Source organism: Rhodococcus sp. P3_B8 (assembly GCF_056402775.1).
The window spans coordinates 1-18,255 of sequence record NZ_JBFUGT010000126.1 but is presented as its reverse complement, the minus strand read 5'-3'; the positions used below and the strand labels follow the sequence as shown (position 1 = coordinate 18,255).

The window sequence follows — 18,255 nt, the reverse complement described above, 5'->3', positions numbered from 1 at the left end:
GCGCTGCGCGGTGGCTCCGGCGCCTCCGCGGCGCAGTCGTCGAGATGAAGCCGGGCCGCGGCGGCGGCGAGCGCGACGGCATGGTCGCCGGCGAGGTACCGCTCCAGCGCGTCGCGGGACGCGGGGTTGCGCRCCGCCTGCGACCGCAGCGCGTTCAGCAGGGTCTCGCCGCGGCGCGCCCGGGTGCGTGCGACCCGGTCGGTGACGGCAGCCGACACCGCGTCGATTCCGGACTCCGGTGACGTTCCTGCGAGCGTTCCGATGAGGGGCAGAGTCCGGAGGCCGCCTTCGTCCGAGCACTCGGCGGCACGCGCGGTCGCCGTCGCCCAGGCGTCGGCCGCCGCGCGCGACGCGCCCAACGTGTCGGATTTGTTGAGGACGAACAGTGCCTGCGCCGGGTCCAGCGTCCGCACGGCGTCCCGGTCGGCGTCGCGCACCGACTCGACGAGGACGTAGACCACGACGTCGCCGTCCAGCGTGGGGTCGGGTGCGCCGGGCACGTCGACGGCGTCCGCTTCCTCCACGACGGCGCCGGCGATCCCGTTCGCGGTCAGTGCCGCAGCGACGGTCGACCTGCCCACACCCGCTCGACCCGCGGTCTGGACCCGGATCGGCGCCCGAAACGCGGCCACGGCGTCGCGCACACGGTCACCGGAAACCCCGTCCAGTGCCGCCACAAGTTCGGCGAGATCCGCCAGTTCCCCGCCCCCGGCATCTGCAGTGCCCATGACGCAGTCACCCCCTTCGTCCCGCGCCGATTCTGTCAGACCGACCCCGAATCGGCGTGGGCAACCGTGCAGGCTGGGCACCGGATTACCGAAAAAGTCTCAAGGTGAACTTCAGACCCGTATGCCAGAAACGCCCCTCATGCGTGACAATGGTCCGGTGAACCACGCTGATCAGGATGCACCCGCCGTCCCCGAGGAGGGGCAGACGAAGGACTCGAAGGGGTCCCGTCTCCACCCGAGGGTGACAAGTTTCCGCTCGCGCAGGGGCGCTCTGACCGTTGCGCAGCAGGAGTCGTGGGACCGGCAATGGCCCCGGATCGGCGCGGACGTCTCGGACCACCGCCTGGATGCGCCGTCGTGGTTCGGCCGTGACGCCCCTCTGATCCTCGAGATCGGCTCGGGAACGGGCACCGCCACCGCGGCGATGGCGAAGGCCGAACCGCACGTGAACCTCATGGCCGTCGAGGTCTACCGGCCCGGGCTCGCACAGTTGCTTCAACAGATCGAACGGGACGAGATCCCGAACATCCGGGTCCTGCGCGGCGACGCCATGGATGTCCTGGAGAACATGATCGAACCGGAATCGCTCACCGGAGTCCGTGTCTTCTTCCCGGACCCGTGGCCGAAGGCCCGCCATCACAAGCGGCGCCTACTGCAGTCCCCCACTTTCGCCCTGATCGCGAGCCGCCTGAAGGCCGGTGGTGTGTTGCATGTCGCAACAGATCACGCGGAGTACGCCGAGGCCATCGCCGAGGCAGGCAACGCGGAACCCCTCCTGACCTCCCTCGACTGGGAATCGCCGATGACGCACGAGCGACCGGTGACGAAGTTCGAGGACAAGGCCCACCAGGTCGGCAGTGCGATCACCGAGTTGATTTGGGGGAAGATCAGGTCATGAGCGTCAGCGAGCAGTACTCCGACATAGCCGGTGCGGTCCCGGCAGGCACCGCGGTGTCGTCAGGATCTCCCGTGGTGGGTGCACGTGACGGACGCCACCAGAAGCGGGTCCTTCTCGTCTGGGACGCGCCCAACCTCGACATGGGTCTCGGCGCCATTCTCGGCGGCCGGCCCACGGCTGCCTACCGGCCACGATTCGACGCACTCGGCCGCTGGCTGCTCTCCCGGACCGCGGAACTGTCCGCGTCCGGCACCGACACACTCGAACCCGAGGCGACGGTCTTCACCAACATCGCGGCTGGCAGCGCTGATGTCGTGAGACCGTGGGTCGAAGCCTTGCGTAATGTGGGCTTCGCGGTGTTCGCCAAGCCGAAGATCGATGAGGACAGCGACGTCGATTCCGACATGCTGGACCACATCGCCCTTCGTCACGGCGAGGGGCTGGCCGGTGTCATGGTCGCCTCCGCCGACGGTCAAGCGTTTCGCGAACCGTTGGAAGACATCGCCGCGACCGGCATTCCGGTCCAGATACTCGGGTTCCGCGAGCACGCCAGCTGGGCGGTCGCGTCCGACCTTCTGGACTTCGTCGATCTCGAGGACATCCCCGGCGTGTTCCGGGAGCCACTCCCTCGGGTCAGCCTCGACACACTGCCCGACGAGGGTGCCTGGTTGCAGCCGTTCCGACCGCTTTCCGCCCTGCTCGTCGGGCGGAAGAGTGCTGCCGAGTAGGAGTTGATCAGTGTTCGCGAGCTGGGGAAGCGTCGTCTACCGGGCCCGATTCACCGTCATCGGCATCATGGTTGCCTTGTTGCTCGGTTCGGCCGCGTACGGCCTGGGCCTCGAGAAGCATCTCAGCCAGAGCGGCTGGGACGATCCGGGCTCGGAGTCGGTCGCCGCGGCCAAGCTGGCTGACGGCACCTTCGGTCGCGACACCAACAGCGACGTCGTGGCGCTCTACACGGCGCCCGAGGGCAAGACGATCGAGGACCCCGAGTTCCAGGCGAAGGTCGTCGAGAACCTCGAGCGGCTGGCCGCGGAACACCCGGACAAGATCCTCAAGATCAACGGCGGTTACTTCAAGGTCGGCAACGCACCACAGTTGGCGTCCGCCGCGGACGCCGACAAGCAACACGCAATCGAGAGCATCGCGATCGTCGGCGACAACGACACCGAGGTCACTGCCAATTTCCGCGACGTCAAGGACGAGTTCTACATCGACGGCGTCGACGTGCAGCTCGCCGGCCTCCAGCCCGTGTCGGGTGCGCTCAACGACACGATGGCCAAGGACATCAGGCGAATGGAGATCCTCGCGATCCCGGCCGTCGGCATCCTGCTGTTCTTCGTGTTCGGTGGTGTCGTCGCGGCGGCGCTGCCGCTGATCATCGGCGGCCTGACCGTGGTCGGGGCCAACGGCGTCGTCCGGCTGATCACCAACTTCACCGAGGTCAACTCGTTCGTCGCGCCCGTGGTCTCCCTCGTGGGGCTCGGTCTGGCCATCGACTACGGGTTGTTCATCGTCAGCCGGTTCCGAGAAGAGATGGCGGAGGGGTACGACACCCGCTCCGCCGTCCGCCGAACGGTGATGACCTCGGGCCGCACCGTGGTCTTCTCGGCGACGATGATCGTCGCCAGCCTCGGCGGTCTGCTGCTGTTCCCACAGGGCTTCCTGAAGTCCGTCGCCTACGGCGCCATCGCCACGGTCGGCCTGGCGGCGCTGACGTCGATCACGATCCTGCCCGCGATCCTCGGCATCCTCGGCAAGCGCATCGACGCCCTCAGCCTCGACCGTTTCCGTCAGACCAAGAACACCGAAGAGATCGAGGCGAGCATCTGGGGCCGGCTCACCCGCTGGGTGATGCGTAACCCGCTCAAGGTCACCATCCCTATCGTCGTGGGGTTGCTCCTGCTGATCGTGCCCCTGACGGGCATCAAGTTCGGTGGCATCAACGAGACCTACCTTCCCCCGGACAGCTCGACGCGAGCCGCGCAGGAACAGTTCGACGAGATCTTCCCGAACCTGCGCACCGAACCGGTCAAGCTGGTCGTGTCCGACGCCGACAACAAGGCGCTCGGCCAGATCATCAAAGAAGCCAGCGGCGCGCCGGGGCTGATCGAGCGCTTCACCCCGGAGGGTGCGGCCAAGGACGGTGTGGTCGTCCTCAAGGCGGGCCTCGTCGACCGCAACGAGTCCAAGCCGACCATCGACTATCTGCGCGCCATGGACAGTCCGGACGGCGTGCAGGTACTGGTGGGCGGCACCCCGGCGATCGAGCAGGACAGTATCGCCGCGCTGCTCGACCACCTGCCCACGATGGTGATCTCCGTCCTCGTCCTGACGACGCTGCTGATGTTCCTGACGTTCGGCTCGCTCGTCCTACCGATCAAGGCGGCGTTGATGAGCGCGCTGGGCCTCGGGTCCACGCTCGGCATCCTGACGTGGATCTTCATCGACGGTCACGGTTCGGAGTGGTTGAACTTCACCCCCGGCCCGATCATGTCGCCGGTGCTGGTGCTGATCATCGCTATCGTCTACGGCCTGTCCACCGACTACGAAGTGTTCCTGCTCTCGCGCATGGTCGAGGCGCGGGCGCAGGGGGCCAGTACGACGGAGTCGATCCGCATCGGCACGGCGCACACGGGCCGCATCATCACCGCGGCCGCACTCATCCTCATCGTCGTCACCGGTGCGTTCGGGTTCTCGGAACTGGTGATGATGAAGTACATCTCCTACGGCATGATCGCCGCGCTGATCATCGACGCGACCCTCATCCGTATGTTCCTCGTGCCCGCCACGATGAAACTCCTCGGCGACGACTGCTGGTGGGCGCCGGCGTGGATGAAGCGAATCCAGGAGAAGACGGGTCTCGGTGAGCCCATCCTCGACAACGAGCTGATGCCCACCGACGTCCCGGAGCTCACCCCGATCGGTGCCGTCCCGCCGCAGCGCAAGCTCGCGGCGCCGCCCGCACCCCGCAAACCGGAACCGCTCACCGAGCCGATCCCGTTGGTCACCGCGCGGGCGCTGGCCGCGAAGATGTCCGAGGACGACGCGAAGGCACGCCGGGCGCAGAACGAGGCCCGCCGCTCGGCGACCGGCCGCCCCGCTCGGGCACCGGAGATCGAGGACACGCCGACCGCGGAACCGCAGACCACGGTGCTGCCGCAGCCTGCTCCGCCGCGTCCGGCCCCGACGCAGTCGCGCCCCGCACCCCCGTCGCGGCCCGCGCCGCAGTCGCGTCCTGCTCCGCGGCCCCGTCCGGCGGCTCCCGCCCCGGCCCCGGGTCCGGCCACCGAGTCACGTCCGATCGAGAGTTGGCTCGCGGACCTCCGGTCCACGTCGGCCGCCGAACCGCGGCCGATCTCCTCGCCCGCCGAACCGCGACCCAGTGCGTCGGCGCCGTCACTGCCGACCCGCTCGCCGCGCTCGGTGCCTGCACCGTACGAGCAGGAGACCCCCCAGTCGTCTCCTGCCCGCCCGGTGCCGCCGATTCCGTCGAGGCGTCGTGCCGCCGAGCCTTCGGAACCCGTGAACGGCGGCAGGCGCAGCAACGGCTCGCCCGCGCACGGAACCCCGTCCAACGGCGCCCCTGCCAATGGAACGCCGGCCAACGGCTCGCGCCGCCGCAGCGTCGAGGAGCCGCCCGTCGATCCGGACGACGCCGCGAGCGGCAGGCACCGCGCGGACGACGGCAACGCCGTCAGCGTCAGCGAACTCATCGCTCGGCAGAACCGGCGCTGACGGAGCCGTTCGGCGTTCCCCGTCCGGCCTCCCGCTCCGCGAATTCACGCGCGTAGCGGGTGCCGGCGAGGAGCAACAGCAGGCCGACCACGAGGAACGCGAGGACGCGGAACAGGCCGTCGAGGGTGGCCAGGTCGAACAGGAACAGTTTGGCCAGCGCCGCAGCGGTCAGTCCGAGCCCGACGCCGAGTGCCGTGTGCGCGTAGTCGCGGCGGGCCAGTCCGAACACCAGTGCCGCCGTCGCCGCCGCCATCCACGCGATGGTCGCGGCGCAATGTCCGGCGATGAATCCTGCGGACGTCCCGGTGAGCGCCGTGCCCGCGGACACCGTCGCAGTGGTGACAGCGTACAGGATCACCAGTCCGGCGAGCACCCACCACGGCTGGGCGGTGCTGTCGCTCAACAGTTTCAGCGTGTGCGCGTACCAGACGAACAGGAACACGGTGCCCGCCAGCACCAGCGAGGACAGCACCGGGGTCACCCCGAGCGAGTCGAGCGCGCTGTACTCGTCGACGAGGACGAACGGCGGCGCGGTGATCACGAAGGCGAATCCGCCGACGACGGTGAAGACCGCGCCGACGGCGTACGCGATCCGCGACTCCGCCTGCCCGCCGATGGTGAGAAACAGTGCCGCCACCCCGAGCAGGACGAGCGGCGCGAGGTCTTCGCTCGATCCGATGAGGCAGGCCTCGAGCAGAGCTAGGGCACCCACGCCCGCGAGCGCGATCCGTGCGTGTCGCGGCAACGACCGCGCCGCCGCGAACGCGGCGAACATCGCTGCGGCCAGTACCAGCGCGATCACCGTGGACCCGAGCCGGTCGAAGAGGTGGCCGATCACCAGCGTCGGGACGGCCGTCGTGACGATCATCGCGGTCGCGGTGACGTCACGAGAATTGCTGCGCAACAGGATGATCGACGACACGAGCCCGAACAGGGCGACCAGCGCGGCGGACGCGAGCAGCCAGAACCTCTCCGGCCGGTCGGACAGTCCGGAACTCGCGATCGCGATCAGCAACGCGATCACCACCGGGCACGTCCGCGCGACCGCCAGGTACAGCCAGTCGCGACCGAGTTGCGCGGGGAAGCTGGCGACCTGGATGACGAACAGGAACCCGATGAGGGTGAGCGTGATGCCGTCGGTGAGGACGGGTGCGAGCACGGCAGCGCCGGTCACCACGAGCAGCGCGAGGGGCTGCGAACCCCACCGCACCGCGAGTGCGACACCGGCTCCCGCGATCCCGAGTGCCACGACCATCGCGAGCACCGGCAGCAACCAGTGATAGACGACCGCGACGGCCACGACATCGAGGTAGGCGCCGGCGATACCCGTTGCCGCGAGCGCAATCGCGCCGACCCGGCCGCCGGGCCGTCCGAAGACACGGACACCGGTGTAGACGAGACCGGCCGAGAACAACCCGCCCGCCACGACGCGCAGTTCCGGACCGAAGAATCCGGCCTGCGCCGCCAGCACCAGCAACATCACGACACCGATCAGCGTGACGGCCACACCCGCGACGGCCAGCACGCGGCTGATCACCCCGTCGCGCTGCCACCAGGGTTCACGAGCCACCCGGGCAGGCGGCGCCGGAGCGGGCCGGTACGGGCCGGCCGGTACGGGTGGCGGCGGCTGGGCGACCGGGGGTGCCTGCGGCACCGGTGGTCGGTACATCGGCTGCGGCGCCGGCTGCGGTTGGGGCTGGGGCTGCGGTTGGGGCCTCTGGATGGTTGCGAGCTGAGCCTGCAGGACCGCGAGGTTCTCACCCACGTGGCGCATCTGCTGCCCGAGCGCCGAGAAGTCGCCGGAAAGCTGCGCGACCAGCCGCGGGTCTATCGAAGGAGTACCAGGTGTGGACATGGATCAATCGTCCTGCGGCGACGGCCCCCACACATGAGTAGGCCTACTCGAGAGGCCTGCGTCGTGCTACCCGAACATTCGGCGAATCGAGGTGCCGAACGGGTGTTTGGCGGTCACGTTCCCGAACCTGACCTTGCCCCGGACGACGACGTGCAGCGGGCCGATGGGAGGGCCGGTCCGCACCTTGTTGGTCGCGGAACCACCGACCGTTTCGACGCCGTTGAGGTCGACCGTCGCCTCTTCCGGCACGACCAGCGAGATCGTGCTCGCGTAGTCGTCGATCGTCACGTGCACCACCTGCGTGGACATGACGGCCCGCGTGAAGTCGAGCGTCACCGTCGACACCCGGGTGTTCACCTCGAGGGCAGGGGGAACGTTCCAGGAGCCGGTGCGGCTGACTGACGACATCCGGCCCCGGATGACGTCGCCCGGCGGCGGCGCGGGCAACCGGTGCGCGACCGGCGGAACCGGCGGCGCCGGGCGAGACACGTACGGCTGGTCGGGGTACGGCGGCGGCGTGAACTCGGAGATCAGCTGGATTCCCGGCAGATCCACCAGGACGACGTTCAGTTCCGCGCGTGTTTTCGCGGCGAGTGCCGTGTCCATCCGCTCGGTGAACTCACCGAGCGAGAGCATCCCCTGGCCCACCGCCCGCTGCAACAATTCGCCGACGTGTTCGCGCTCCRCATCCGATACGCGTAGGTCCCGTGCCTCCATACCTACAAGGCTAGCGCCCGTGAGTACTTGTTAACCGCCCGCGGTTAACAAGTACTCACGGCTACTCGAGGCCCTGCTCGATGGCGTACCTGGTCAGCTCGACGCGGTTGGCCAGCTGCAGCTTGCGGAGGGTCGCCTGGACGTGGTTCTCGACGGTGCGGTGACTGAGCGACAGTTTGGTCGCGATCTGCTTGGCGCTGAGCCCTTTCGCGACGAACCGCAGAACCTCGGTCTCCCGTTCCGTGAGTTGGGGGACGGCGGGACCCTGCTCGTCGGCGGGCGCACTCGACATCCGGCGGTACTCCCCCAGCACGAGTCCGGCGAGCCCCGGTGTGAAGACTGCCTGCCCGGCCGCGGTGGCCCGCACCGCGTCCAGCAGCTCCTCCACGGACGCGCTTTTCACGAGGTACCCGGACGCACCGGCCTTGACGGCGTCGAGGACGTCGTCACGCTCGGACGACGCCGACAGCACCAGCACCCGGCTGTCCGGCGACACCTGGAGGACGGCGGCGGTGGCCGCGGCACCGTTTCCGTCGGGCAGTTGCATGTCCATGAGCACGACGGCGGGTCGGGTCGCCGCCGCCCGACGTCCCGCGGCGGCGACGCCGTCGGCCGTGGCGACCACGGTGAACCCGGCGCCTTCGAGGTCGCGGGCCACGGCGTCCCGCCACATCGGGTGGTCGTCGACGACCATCACGGTGATCTGCTCGTCAGTCTCCGTGTCACCCATGCGTTTCGTCTCCCTTCGGCACGCGGATCTCCCATTCGGTGCCCTGACCGGGTTCGGTGTCGAGTTCGGCGGTGCCGCCGAGCGCACCGACGCGGCCCAGAATGGATTTCGATACTCCCATGCGACCCTCGGCCTCCGCTTCGGCCAGCCGTCCCGGAGCGATTCCGCTGCCGTCGTCGCGGACGCTGACGATCACCTCGTCGCCCAGATCCTCGAGCAGCACGTACGCCCGGGCACCGGTCCCCGCGTGCAGTGCGACGTTGGACAGTGCGGTGTCGACGATTGCGACGAGTTCCGTCGCCCGGCCGCGCTCGATCGTCACCGGATCCGCCGGGGTCGACACGGACACGGTGGTGCTCGCCCGTGTGCCCAGCAGCAGTCGCAGATCGATCGCGCTTCCACCCAGATCCGACACCACACCGGCGCCCTGCTCGGAGATGAGCATGCGCAGCGCCACCTCCTGCTCGCCGGCGAGATCCGCGAGTTCGGCTGCGGGTCCCCCGATCTCGTTGCCGCGGCGACGGACGAGCGCGAGCACCTGCAGGACGCCGTCGTGCACCTCGCGGGCGAGTCGTTCCCGTTCCTCGGTGGCGGCGGCCAACCGCACGGCCTGCTCCAGCTGGGCCTGCGCACGCCTCGCGGTGGTGGTGGCGAGCCCGAGTGCCAGACCCACCGACACCAGAACGGGCGCCGTCGCGTCCCGCCAGAGGTCGAGGTTGACTTGGTCGCGCACCACCGCGCTCACCGTCGCCATCAGCACACCGGACGCCATCCCGAGCCACGGACCGCCGAACACGGCGGCGGAGATCACCGCGTTGGTGACCCACAGCGTCGTCGGCAGCGTCTGATGGTGGTTGTACCAATCGTGATCGGAGACAAGGCGAGTCGACGCCATGAGGGCGATGACGATCAGCTGGTCGGCGATCACCACCTGGTAGCGCGGGACCTTCCCGTGGGACAGCAGGACGGCCGAGAGTCCCGACCACACCGCCATCAGGGCGACGAGGAACCAGCTCAGCCGCTGATGGGTGTAGTACTGCACCGACACGATCTGGTAGCTGATCGCGTACACCAGCGTGACGAGGCGGAAGGCCTGCGCGGCCCGCCACAGCGGTGCGTCCGGCTGGGTGTCGAGCTCGGTCGCGGCCCGCGGCCGGTAGTGCAGGCGGGTGCGGTGCTCATTCCGGTCGGTCATGGGTCTGCGCTGTGCCGTCGAGATGCGGGTCGTCGAGATGCGGGTCGGCGGGATGCGGGTCGGCGGGATGCGGCGGGTGCGGGCCGTCGGCCTCGGCGGGATAGAGCGGGACTGCCGGGTCGTCGATCTCGAGTGCGTCGTAGGTGGCGTCGGGATCCTCGGACATGAGCGAGCGCACCGCCGTGTTCAGCAGCGCGACGATCGGCACCGCCAGGAGGCCGCCGACGATCCCGGCGAGCACGATGCCGGTGGTGATCGCCAGCACCACTGCGAGCGGGTGCAACCGGACCGCGCGGCCGAGCAGCAGGGGTTGCAGTACGTGGGCCTCGAGTTGCATCACCCCGATGATGATGCCGAGCACGATCAGCGCGGTGAGGAATCCCTTGGTGACGAGGGCGACGAGCACCGCGAGGAACCCGGTGAGGAACGCACCGACGATCGGGATGAACGCACCGATGAACACGAGCGACGCCAGCGGCAGGGCGAGTGGAACCCCCAGAATCGCGAGTCCCGCGCCGATTCCGATGGCGTCTGCGGCGGCCACCGCCACCGTCGCCCGGACGTACCCGATCAGCGAGCCGAACCCCTGACTCCCCGCCAGCCGGACCCGTCGCCGTGACGCGGTGGGGACGAGGCGGGTGACGAACTCCCAGATCTGAGATCCGCCGTAGAGGAAGAAGATGAGCGTGAACAGCGTCAGCAGGGCACCGGTGAAGATTTCGCCGACGACGGTGGCAGTGGTCAGTGCCCCGCTCGTCAGCTGCTGGCGGTTGTCCTGGATGGATTTCACCACCGAGTCGCCGGCCTGCCGGATCTGATCCTCGCTGAAGTGCAACGGGCCGTCGGTGAGCCATCCCTGGATCTGTGTGACGCTCGCCTCGAATTGTTCGGTGAGGCCGGGGAGACCTTCGATGAACTGCTCGACGACGAACGTCATGATCCCGGCGACGATGCCGATCGAACCGATGAGGACGACCAGGACGGCAGCCGACCGCGGCACGCCCTTGGCCTGCAGCCAGTCGACGAGCGGCAGCAGCAGCGCCGACGAGAGCAGCGCCAGACCCACCGGGATGAGAACGGTGTCGAGCCTGGTCACGATGTAGCCGAGGGTCAGCAGGCCCGCGAAGATGACCAGGAGCCGCCACGTCCATTCGGCCGCCACCCGCACCACCGGGTGCACGGACGCCGAGGGATGGCCCCCGCCCTGTGTTACCGCGGCAGTGTCCGAGCGTTGCTCGTTCGCGTTCACGTGCGGAGCGTATCGAGGTTCGGACAGTGCCGGGCGATTCGCGTGGGAAACACGCACGCGGGGCACGCATATGCGCCCTTTAGGGGACGTGTCCTACGCCACCCGGTACACCCCCCGCTAAATTGAACGGCGTGCGGAAATCCTATAGAGCGATCGCGGCGACGGTCCGCAGCAGATGGCCGCTCTATATGGTTTCGATGCTCCTCGCCAATTTCATCGGCGCCATCCTCGTCTTCGCGTTCGTGCGGTACGGCGTGCCGATCCCCGAATCGCAGGAAATCATCGCCGACCGGGTGCGCAACGTCGCGATCTTCGGTGGCTACCTCGCATTCGCCGCCGTGGTGAGTCTCACGGCCGCCGCGATGATGCTGAGGTCGGTCGTCCGCTGGCAGTTGCGTGGGGGTCCGCCGACGCGCAGCGAGCAGATGTCGGCGCTGCACGCACCGCTGCGGCAGGCGATCGTGCACCTGGTGCTGTGGATCCTCGGCGGCATCATCTTCGTGCTGCTCACCATCACCGAGATGCCGGAACTCGCGGTGGCGGTGATCGTCACCGTCTGCATGGCCGCGACCACGACGTTCGGCTTCACGTACATGCTCGGCGAACGCATCCTGCGTCCCGTGGCCGCCCGCGCGCTCAGCGAGGGCGAGTTCGACCGGACCATGGCGCCCGGCGTCGGCACCCGGATGGCCATGACGTGGGGGCTCGGCACGCTGATGCCCGTCATCGGCATCATCCTGCTGTGCGTGACGCAGATAACCACCGACCTGGTGTTCTCCCCGAACGCGCTCGCGTGGGCGATCATGCTGCTGTCGATCATCGCGATCGCGCAGGCCTTCGCGCTGTCGATGCTGACGGCCAGCCAGATCTCCGACCCGATCAAACAGCTGCGGCGGGCCATCGAACGCGTCCAGCGCGGTGCCACCGACGTCCGCGTCGAGGTGTTCGACGGCAGTGAGATCGGGCGACTGCAGGTCGGGTTCAACCGCATGATGCGCGAATCGGACGAACGGCGGCTGCTGCGCGAACTGTTCGGCCAGCATGTCGGTGAGGACGTCGCGCGGCGGGCACTGCAGTTCGGTACCGAACTCGGCGGAGAGACGAGGTTCGTCGCGGTGCTGTTCGTCGACATGGTCGGCTCCACCGGTGCCGCCGCGGAGCGTCCCCCCGGCGAAGTCGTGAACCTGCTCAACGAGTTCTTCCGCGTCGTCGTCGACGTGATCGACCGGCACCACGGCTTCGTCAACAAGTTCATGGGTGACGCGGCGCTCGCGATCTTCGGCGCCCCGCTCGACCGCCCCGACGCACCGACGGCGGCGCTGGCGGCGGCCCGGGAACTGCGGTTCGCGTTGAACGAGATCACCGGCCTCGACGTCGGTATCGGCGTCTCCGCAGGCCTCGCCGTCGCCGGCAACATCGGCGCCGCCGAACGCTTCGAGTACACGGTGATCGGCGATCCCGTCAACGAGGCGTCGCGGCTCACCGAACTGGCCAAGCTCCACCCCAGCCGCGTGCTGGCCTCGACGAGCGCCCTGTATTTCGCAGACGACGACGAACAGGCGCACTGGGAACTCGGCGAACAGGTCCAGTTGCGGGGCCGCCGCCGCAACACCCATCTGGCTTGGCCGGAGGACTATCCGGAGTAATCCGCTACCCGTTGGTTACGCTGGCCAGGTGGCCCAGCCTCGATCCGACCCGCCCACTGCCGAGCCTCCTCGGCAGCGAAGCCGATACTGGTGGATCAAATGGCTACTCGGCGCCGGCCTCCTGGCCCTGCTGACCGTCGAGGGCATCTACCTGTGGCCCACGCTCAGCGACTCGTGGAAAGCACTCACCGAGATCCACTGGGGGTGGGTCGCGGCATGTATCGCAGCCCAGGCCGTCTCCCTGAGCGGGTACGGCGCGGTCCAGCAGCGCCTGCTGCAGGCGGGCGGTGTCGTCGTCAGTCAGCTGAAGTCGGTGTCGGTGATCTACGCGAGCACCGCGATGGCCGTGAGCCTGCCGGCCGGTCAGGTGTTCTCCACCGCCTTCACCTACAAGCAGACCCGCAAATGGGGTGCCACCCCCATCGTCGCGTCCTGGCAACTGGCGATCTCCGGAGTGATCGCCGCGGGCAGCCTCGCACTGCTCGGCGCCGCAGGCGCGTTCGCGGTGGGCACCAAGGTGAGTCCGGTCACGCTGGCACTGTCGCTGGTGGCCGCGTTCGCCCTGTTCTACGGGCTGCGCTACATCTCACGTAATCCCGACTCGATCGAGTCGATCGGACATTGGGTGCTGACCCGGTACAACAAGTTCCGCAAGAATCCCCCCGAGACGGGCGTCGAGCGGTGGAAGGAAATCCTGAGCCAGCTCGATTCGGTCGAGCTGAGCCGCAAGGATTCCGTCATCACGTTCGGGTGGTCGGCGGTGCACCGGCTCGCCGACGTCGCCTGCCTCGGTTTCGCGTGCTGGGCGGTGGGCGCGGAACCGTCGTTCGCGGGTCTGCTCATCGCGTTCGCCGCGGCCAAGGCCGTGGGCAGCATTCCACTCGCCCCGGGCGGGCTGGGGTTCGTCGACGGCACCCTGATCGCGACGCTGACGGCGGCGGGAGCCACCGCGTCGCAGGCCCTCGCGGCCGTGTTCGTCTACCGCGTCGTGAGCTACATCCTCGTTGCGATCGTCGGCTGGGTGGTTTTCTTCATCCTGTTCCGGCACAACCAACACGAGGACCTGGAGATGGACCTCGAGTTCGAGCGCCGGGAGCAATCGTCACCGACCACCAAGCGCACGAAGCACACCGGGGACCCCGAGCCCGACTCCCAGCCGTGAGTACTTATTAACCGCCGGCGGTTAATAAGTACTCACGGGCGGCGAAGCCGCTCGAGGTGCGCGGTACTGATCCGGACGGCCTCCTCGGCGTCGCCGTCGGCGACCGCCTCCACCAGCAGTCGGTGAGCGTCCGCGTCGGGCTCGTTGCCCGCACTCAGGTCCAGCGCCGCCGTCAGATCGAGCATCGCTTCCCGCAGCCGGGGGACGAACGTCTCGAACAACTCGGTCAGCACCGGGTTGTGCGCGGCGACCACGACCGCGCGATGCAGGGCRATGTCTGCGTCGACGAACGCGGCAGCACCGGCCCCGGACGCCGCGGACCGTGCGTCCAGCGCCCGACGGAGCGCCGCGATATCGGCCTCGTCGCGCCGGGACGCCGCCAGTCGGGCCGCCTCGATCTCGACGGTGTGGCGCACCTCGACGACGTGGCGTATCTCTTCGGTCCGGAGCACCCGGTCCCAGTCCTGCCGCGGGGACGACCTGCGGAGGAACACGCCGGCCCCCTGCCGCGACTCGACCATGCCGAGGCCCGCGAGCATCCGGACGGCCTCACGCACCGTCGACCGTCCGACGCCCAGTTCGGCCGCCAGCGTGGTCTCGCCGGGGAGCTTGGCACCGACCTCCCATTCTCCGCTCGCGATCCGCGCGCGCAGTAGATCCGCCGCCTGGTCCGTCAGCAGGTGGCGTCGTATCGACGAAGTCACGCAGAACTCCTCAGGTTGTCTGATGAGTGAATTTCTCCTAGTCTAGCGCCGTGGCGATCCGTGGACTTCTCCTCCACTGCCGCGGCGGGGCCTGAAGGCCGGCACCCTGCCGCGGGGTTTCGCCGCGTCGGTCGTCTCGTGCATCCCATTTCCGAGGAGAAGACCGTCATGACCGGCACCGTCCCCACGTGGAACACCCAGCAACCCTCACCGATGCCCTCCGATCGCTACCGCGCGATCTGGGACCGCGTTCCCGTCCCCGACCTCGACCGCACCTGGCCGACACGACGCACCACCACCGCCCCGCTGTGGGTGCCCGTCGATCTGCGCGACGGCAACCAGGCCCTCGCCGAGCCGATGGATCCGGAGCGCAAACGCAGATTCTTCGAACTGCTGATCTCGATCGGCTACAAGGAGATCGAGGTCGGATACCCGTCAGCGAGCCAGACCGATTTCGACTTCGTCCGCGACCTCGTGCGTCTGGACCTGGTGCCCGAGGACGTGACGATCGTCGTCTTCACCGCGGCCCGCGACGATCTGATCGCCAGGACGTACGAGTCGGTCGAGGGACTGCGGAACGTCGTGGTGCACATGTACACCGCGACGGCGCCGACGTGGCGCTCCGTCGTTCTCGGCAAGGATCGGAAAGCGCTGCACCGGTTGATCTTCGATGCAGCACAGGAGGTGGCACGCGGCGCCGGTGACCATTCGGGCCGGCGCTTCGAGTTCTCACCCGAGGTGTTCAACCTGACCGAGCCGGACTTCGTGCTCGACGTGTGCAACAGCCTGACCCGGCTGTGGGACGCGAGCCCCGACCGTCCGGTGATCCACAATCTGCCTGCCACGGTGGAGGTCTCGACGCCCAATGTGTACGCCGACCAGATCGAGTACATGCACCGGCATCTGGAGCGGAGGGATTCGGTCATCCTGTCGGTGCACCCGCACAACGACCGCGGCACCGGCGTCGCCTGCGCCGAACTGGCGGTGCTGGCGGGTGCGCAGCGGGTCGAGGGCTGCCTGTTCGGCAACGGTGAGCGGACCGGCAACGTCGATCTGGTGACGCTGGCCCTGAATCTGCACGCACAGGGCGTCGACCCGATGATCGACCTCTCGGATATCGACACGGTGCGGCGAACCGTGGAGTACTGCAACAGGATTCCCGTTCACGAGCGGCACCCCTACGGCGGCGACCTCGTGTACACGGCATTCTCCGGCACCCATCAGGATGCGATCAAGAAGGGATTCGCGGAGCATCGGGCGTCCGCGGCGGCAGCCGGGCTGGATGCGGAGACCGCACCGTGGGCGGTGCCGTACCTGCCGATCGACCCGGCGGACGTGGGACGCGACTACCAGGCCGTCATCCGCATCAACAGTCAATCCGGCAAGGGCGGCATCGCGCATCTGCTGCAGACCGAATACGGTGTCACGCTGCCACGGCGGCTTCAGATCGACTTCGCTGCGAAGGTGCAGGAGGCGGCGGACTCGTCGGGGCTCGAGATCACCGCCGAGGAACTGTGGACGCTGTTCTGCGCCGAGTACGGCTACCGGGGCGGCCTCGGCCGCTGGTCCGTCGAGCACGGCCCCGACGGCGACCGGCTGTTCGTCGTGTTCGACGTCGACGGCGTGGAAGTGTCGGGCGAGGCGGTCGCCACCGGCCCCGTCGAGGCGATGACCCACGTCCTCACGTCGAAGGGCATGGACGTCGACGTCCTCTCCCTCACCCAGCACTCGCAGAGGTCGGGCAGCGACAGCGCGGCGATCACGTTGGCGGAGTGCCGCGTCGGGGATCGGACGGTGTGGGGCATGGGCTCACACCAGTCGGTGACGGCCTCCGCGATCCGGGCGGTGTATCGAGCCGTGAGTACTTGTTAACCTCCCGCGGTTAATAAGTACTCACGGGCGGCGAAGCCGCAAAGCCTCCGCGACCACGTCCGGGCGGTCCTCGGGCATCAACGTGTAGCTGTCCTCGACCTCCTGCAGTTCGGCGTGCGGGTACAGCTCGGCCAGGCGCCGGCCGTGGTCGCGGGGCATCACCTTGTCCTCGACAGCCCACAGCACGAGGACCGGGCGGTCGAAGCTGCGGTTCGCTTCCGCCCACTCCCGCAGCGTCGATTTCGGCGGCACCGAGGTCGTGTACTTGCGCAGATCTCGTCGCACCAGGCGGTCGGTGGTCGCGGGCCGGAACCAGCCGTCCATCACCGACTTCGGTACGGGTCGCTTGCTCATCCAGCCCCAGCCTGCGGGCGCCCGTCGCATCGCCCGGAATCGCAGCGCGTGCATGGCCAACGTGAGACCACCGGGGATCGCCACCGCGAGACCGATTGCGCGACCGGGAATTCCGGGCGGGTAGTTGTCGAACGCCTCACACGGGGTGAGGACGAGAGCCCCGATGCGGCTCGAGTCGCCGAGGGCGATCAGCACCTGCGCGCCACCCCAGTCGTTCTGCACGAGGGTGACGTCGGCGAGGTCGAGGCGTTCGAGGAATTCGCCGATGAGCAGTCCGAGCCCGCGTAACGAGAGGTCGGCGTCCTCGCGCATCGGAATGCGGTGCGCGCCGAGCGGGAGGTTCGGGACGATGCAGCGGAAGTCCGGGGCGAGTTGCTCCACCACGTGTCGCCACACGGTGCCGTCGATGGTCAGGCCGGAGATGAACACGAGGACGGGGCCGTCGCCCCCGGTGTCCCGATACTCGACGGTGCCTGCGGAGAGCTCGATCTGCTTCATGGCACTCACTCCATTTGATAGATCGTTCTACTGAGAATCAGGTTACGATGAGGTACGCACCGAGCGCAACGGTCGGAGGGCAGAAAAGTGAACGACACGAAGGCCCGGATCCTCGGCACCAGCAGCGACCTCTTCCGCCGCAACGGCTACACCGGGACCGGACTCAAGCAGGTCGCCGCGGAGGCCCGCGCACCGTTCGGGTCGATTTACCACTTCTTCCCCGGCGGCAAGCAGCAACTCGGCGAAGAGGTCATCCGCTCGTCGGGCGAGGAGTACGCCCGGCTGGTCTTCTCCATCCTCGACGCACATTCCGACATCCTCGAGGGGATCGAGGTCGGGTTCCGACTGGCGGGCGAGACCCTGGTGGCCACCGACTACGCGGACGCCTGCCCCATCGCCACGGTCGCACTCGAGGTCGCGAGCACCAACGAGGTGCTTCGCGTGGCCACGGCCGACGTGTTCACGAGCTGGATCGACTCAGGCAGCGCCCTGCTGCGCGAGCGCGGATTCGACGAGGCCGATGCGAGGCGCCTGATCCTCGGCTTCGTCACCAGCCTGGAGGGGGCGTTCGTCCTCGCCCGTGCACTGCGCAGCACCGAACCGCTCGTCGCCGCCGGCGCCACGGTCCTCGCCGCGGCACGCGCCTGCCTTCCCCCACGTGAGTGAGAAAGCGCCCCCGGGCACACCGTGCCACTCACGTGCGTCATGTGACAGGCATCACATTCGGGTTGCGGAAGAAATTCACCGGGTTCATAGTTGAAGATACAAGAACTTGAACATTCAACTACTTGAGTCGACGATCCGAGGAGTTTTCATGACCACCGCCACCGCCACCCTGCCCAACCTCACCGCCGGAACCTGGGCCATCGACACCGTCCACTCCACCGTCGGCTTCTCCGTCCGCCACCT

Annotated in this window: 15 protein-coding genes and 1 pseudogene; 8 read left to right on the top strand and 8 right to left on the bottom strand. The window is 68.4% G+C overall.

Annotated elements, in window-relative coordinates; genetic code table 11:
- Window positions 1–728 (bottom strand): hypothetical protein (locus AC1D1G_RS27800; protein ID WP_477954528.1); only part of this gene is annotated, 728 nt, incomplete at its 3' end.
- Window positions 729–849: 121 nt separating this feature from the next.
- Here AC1D1G_RS27800 and trmB point away from each other — a divergent pair.
- From trmB to AC1D1G_RS27785, 3 genes are read left to right on the top strand one after another with little or no spacing between them, the layout of a single operon-like run.
- A complete protein-coding gene (gene trmB / locus AC1D1G_RS27795) occupies window positions 850–1,626 on the top strand; it encodes a tRNA (guanosine(46)-N7)-methyltransferase TrmB (protein ID WP_011597391.1) in 777 nt (258 codons plus the stop codon).
- Window positions 1,623–2,354 carry an NYN domain-containing protein gene (locus AC1D1G_RS27790; protein ID WP_105417227.1) on the top strand — a complete coding sequence of 244 codons (732 nt, stop codon included), beginning with the start codon at window positions 1,623–1,625 and terminating at the stop codon, window positions 2,352–2,354. The genes trmB and AC1D1G_RS27790 overlap by 4 nt, the downstream gene beginning before the upstream one ends.
- Window positions 2,355–2,364: 10 nt before the next feature.
- The gene (locus AC1D1G_RS27785) at window positions 2,365–5,364 is read left to right on the top strand and encodes an MMPL family transporter (RefSeq protein WP_477954526.1); all 3,000 of its coding nucleotides are present in this window, start codon (window positions 2,365–2,367) and stop codon (window positions 5,362–5,364) included.
- Here the strand turns inward: AC1D1G_RS27785 and AC1D1G_RS27780 are convergent.
- The 5 genes from AC1D1G_RS27780 to AC1D1G_RS27760 form a co-directional block, all read right to left on the bottom strand.
- Entirely contained in the window at window positions 5,339–7,219 is a 1,881-nt protein-coding gene (locus AC1D1G_RS27780) for a DUF2339 domain-containing protein (protein ID WP_477954525.1), read from the bottom strand. The genes AC1D1G_RS27785 and AC1D1G_RS27780 overlap by 26 nt on opposite strands.
- A 66-nt stretch (window positions 7,220–7,285) precedes the next feature.
- Entirely contained in the window at window positions 7,286–7,936 is a 651-nt protein-coding gene (locus AC1D1G_RS27775; protein WP_477954523.1) for a DUF1707 SHOCT-like domain-containing protein, read from the bottom strand.
- 61 nt (window positions 7,937–7,997) lie between these two features.
- On the bottom strand, window positions 7,998–8,666 hold the full coding sequence (locus AC1D1G_RS27770; RefSeq protein ID WP_280785234.1) for a response regulator: 669 nt from the start codon (window positions 8,664–8,666) through the stop codon (window positions 7,998–8,000).
- Entirely contained in the window at window positions 8,659–9,861 is a 1,203-nt protein-coding gene (macS, locus tag AC1D1G_RS27765) for a MacS family sensor histidine kinase (RefSeq protein WP_280785233.1), read from the bottom strand. The genes AC1D1G_RS27770 and macS overlap by 8 nt, the downstream gene beginning before the upstream one ends.
- Complete coding sequence (locus AC1D1G_RS27760) at window positions 9,845–11,110, bottom strand: AI-2E family transporter (RefSeq protein ID WP_477954521.1); 1,266 nt, start codon at window positions 11,108–11,110, stop codon at window positions 9,845–9,847. Before AC1D1G_RS27760 ends, macS begins: the two co-directional genes overlap by 17 nt.
- Before the next feature lie 188 nt (window positions 11,111–11,298).
- On the opposite strand from AC1D1G_RS27760, the gene AC1D1G_RS27755 reads away from it, so the two are divergent.
- Window positions 11,299–12,756 carry an adenylate/guanylate cyclase domain-containing protein gene (locus AC1D1G_RS27755; protein ID WP_005258596.1) on the top strand — a complete coding sequence of 486 codons (1,458 nt, stop codon included), beginning with the start codon at window positions 11,299–11,301 and terminating at the stop codon, window positions 12,754–12,756.
- Between the two features lie 28 nt (window positions 12,757–12,784).
- Window positions 12,785–13,918, top strand: coding sequence for a lysylphosphatidylglycerol synthase transmembrane domain-containing protein (locus tag AC1D1G_RS27750; protein WP_283330864.1), 1,134 nt, complete (start codon window positions 12,785–12,787; stop codon window positions 13,916–13,918).
- Between the two features lie 32 nt (window positions 13,919–13,950).
- Here AC1D1G_RS27750 and AC1D1G_RS27745 read toward each other — a convergent pair whose 3' ends face one another.
- Window positions 13,951–14,622, bottom strand: coding sequence for a FadR/GntR family transcriptional regulator (locus tag AC1D1G_RS27745; RefSeq protein WP_477954519.1), 672 nt, complete (start codon window positions 14,620–14,622; stop codon window positions 13,951–13,953).
- Between the two features lie 168 nt (window positions 14,623–14,790).
- On the opposite strand from AC1D1G_RS27745, the gene AC1D1G_RS27740 reads away from it, so the two are divergent.
- Entirely contained in the window at window positions 14,791–16,494 is a 1,704-nt protein-coding gene (locus tag AC1D1G_RS27740; RefSeq protein ID WP_477954518.1) for a 2-isopropylmalate synthase, read from the top strand.
- A 21-nt stretch (window positions 16,495–16,515) separates the two neighbouring features.
- Here the strand turns inward: AC1D1G_RS27740 and AC1D1G_RS27735 are convergent, their stop codons facing one another.
- Window positions 16,516–17,346 carry an alpha/beta fold hydrolase gene (locus tag AC1D1G_RS27735; protein ID WP_283351610.1) on the bottom strand — a complete coding sequence of 277 codons (831 nt, stop codon included), beginning with the start codon at window positions 17,344–17,346 and terminating at the stop codon, window positions 16,516–16,518.
- Between the two features lie 87 nt (window positions 17,347–17,433).
- Here AC1D1G_RS27735 and AC1D1G_RS27730 point away from each other — a divergent pair, with 87 nt between their 5' ends.
- The gene (locus tag AC1D1G_RS27730) at window positions 17,434–18,012 is read left to right on the top strand and encodes a TetR/AcrR family transcriptional regulator (RefSeq protein ID WP_477954517.1); all 579 of its coding nucleotides are present in this window, start codon (window positions 17,434–17,436) and stop codon (window positions 18,010–18,012) included.
- Window positions 18,013–18,160: 148 nt separating this feature from the next.
- A pseudogene (locus AC1D1G_RS27725) lies at window positions 18,161–18,255 on the top strand (YceI family protein); the annotation flags it as partial.

Coding starts and splice junctions, on each gene's coding strand:
- trmB (WP_011597391.1), top strand. CDS start 850: ATGCCAGAAACGCCCCTCATGCGTGACAATGGTCCGGTGAACCACGCT.
- AC1D1G_RS27790 (WP_105417227.1), top strand. CDS start 1,623: ATGAGCGTCAGCGAGCAGTACTCCGACATAGCCGGTGCGGTCCCGGCA.
- AC1D1G_RS27780 (WP_477954525.1), bottom strand. CDS start 7,219: ATGTCCACACCTGGTACTCCTTCGATAGACCCGCGGCTGGTCGCGCAG.
- AC1D1G_RS27770 (WP_280785234.1), bottom strand. CDS start 8,666: ATGGGTGACACGGAGACTGACGAGCAGATCACCGTGATGGTCGTCGAC.
- macS (WP_280785233.1), bottom strand. CDS start 9,861: ATGACCGACCGGAATGAGCACCGCACCCGCCTGCACTACCGGCCGCGG.
- AC1D1G_RS27755 (WP_005258596.1), top strand. CDS start 11,299: ATGGTTTCGATGCTCCTCGCCAATTTCATCGGCGCCATCCTCGTCTTC.
- AC1D1G_RS27740 (WP_477954518.1), top strand. CDS start 14,791: ATGACCGGCACCGTCCCCACGTGGAACACCCAGCAACCCTCACCGATG.
- AC1D1G_RS27735 (WP_283351610.1), bottom strand. CDS start 17,346: ATGAAGCAGATCGAGCTCTCCGCAGGCACCGTCGAGTATCGGGACACC.